General features: G+C 58.8%; 1 protein-coding gene. It reads left to right on the plus strand.

Features of this window, described 5'->3' with window-relative positions; genetic code table 11:
* Positions 1 to 99 precede the first annotated feature (99 nt).
* Complete coding sequence (locus J2X71_RS38045) at positions 100 to 1296, plus strand: IS256 family transposase (protein ID WP_113324156.1); 1197 nt, start codon at positions 100 to 102, stop codon at positions 1294 to 1296.
* Positions 1297 to 1363: the final 67 nt, after the last annotated feature.

The raw sequence follows: 1363 nt of genomic DNA on the forward strand, positions 1-1363 counted from the left end.
GATGATGTCCCTAGAGGTGGTGTAGGTCGATAGCGGTGGTCATCGGCTTTTTCCGGTAGGGTTGGGTTGTTCAAGCACAACCTTTTGGAAAGACCACCGATGACCAATGACATGATGGACCTGCGCTCTCTTGTTGAGAAGAGTGCTGATGCGGATTTGCTGCGCGAGATGATTGGCTTTGCGGCCGAGAAGCTGATGGAGCTGGAGGTCGGTGCCAAGACCGGTGCGGCCTACGGCGAGAAGAACGACTTTCGGCTTGCTCAGCGTAACGGCTATCGCGATCGCGACTGGGAGACCCGCGCTGGAACTGTCGAACTTCGTATTCCGAAGCTACGCACGGGCAGCTATTTCCCAAGCTTTCTGGAGCCGCGTCGCATGGCTGAGAAGGCACTGACCGCGGTGATCCAGGAGGCCTATATCCAGGGCGTTTCGACCCGCTCGGTGGACGACCTGGTCAAGGCGATGGGCATGAGTGGCATCTCCAAAAGCCAGGTTTCCAGGCTTTGCGAAGAGATCGACGACAAGGTGAAGGCCTTTCTCTCCCGCCCCATCGAAGGTGACTGGCCATATCTTTGGATCGATGCCACCTACCTCAAGGTCCGGCGTGGCGGACGCATCGTCTCCGTCGCGGTGATCATCGCGATCGGCGTCAACACGGATGGTCGACGCGAAGTGCTCGGCATGGAAATCGGCACCTCTGAGGCTGAGCCGATCTGGACGGAGTTCCTGCGTAAGCTCACACGGCGCGGTTTGCGTGGCGTCAAACTCGCCGTGTCCGATGCCCACGAAGGCATCAAAGCCGCCGTTTCCAAGGTCCTTTCCGCTACCTGGCAAAGATGCAGGGTTCACTTCATGCGCAATGCGCTGGCGCATGCCGGCAAGAGCGGGCGACGCGTGGTCTCAGCCTTCATTGCAACGGCTTTTGCCCAGGACACGCCGGAAGCTGCCAGCCAACAGTGGCGCAACGTCGCCGATCAGATCAGGCCGAAAGTGCCGAAACTCGCCGGCCTCATGGATAGCGCCGAGGAAGATGTCCTCGCCTATATGACCTTTCCCAAGCAGCACTGGACCAAGCTTCACAGCACGAACCCCATTGAGCGATTGAACGGCGAGATCAAGCGAAGGACAGAGGTCGTCGGCATCTTTCCCAACGACGATGCCATCGTCAGACTCGTCGGCGCTTTGCTGCTAGAGCAAAATGACGAGTGGGCTGTTCAGCGCTCGCGATACATGACACTGGAAACCATCGCTACAATGAGCGATGATCCGCTGATCAACTTGCCCGCTGCAGGTTGACCCGTTCCCGGCCCTGCCCGGAAAGCTCGACGATCGAACGAGCTACACCACTCCCTGGGACATCATC

It is taken from the genome of Rhizobium sp. 1399 (assembly GCF_031455475.1).
Classification (GTDB): domain Bacteria; phylum Pseudomonadota; class Alphaproteobacteria; order Rhizobiales; family Rhizobiaceae; genus Rhizobium.